This is a genomic window from Rugamonas apoptosis, from assembly GCF_014042355.1.
Classification (GTDB): domain Bacteria; phylum Pseudomonadota; class Gammaproteobacteria; order Burkholderiales; family Burkholderiaceae_D; genus Rugamonas; species Rugamonas apoptosis.
On sequence record NZ_JACEZU010000050.1, the window covers coordinates 1 to 326 of the forward strand.

The following is a 326-nucleotide window of genomic DNA, read 5'->3' on the forward strand; positions in this document are numbered from 1 at the left end:
TCGCGGGCACCCAGCGGCCGAGGTCGCTGAACGGCTTGGTGTCAGTGTCCACAGCATCTATGCGTGGACAAAGCGGTATGGTGTGCCCGAGGTTGAACGTAAAGCCCAGGACGCCCAATCTGACGAGATGCGGCGACTGAAGGCTGAATTGAAGCGCGTAACCGAGGAGCGCGACATCTTGAAAAAGGCCGCGGTGTATTTTGCCAAGACGTCCGGGTAAGGTACACCTTCATTCAGGAAGTGCAGGACGAATTTCCGGTGCGGCGCTTGTGCAAGATGATGGGAGTTCATCCCAGCGGTTTCTACGCGTGGTGCGTTCAACCTGA

Annotated in this window: 1 pseudogene; it reads left to right on the plus strand. The window is 57.4% G+C overall.

The window, feature by feature from the left end:
• Window positions 1–326 (plus strand): annotated as a pseudogene (locus tag H3H39_RS27380) (transposase); the annotation flags it as partial.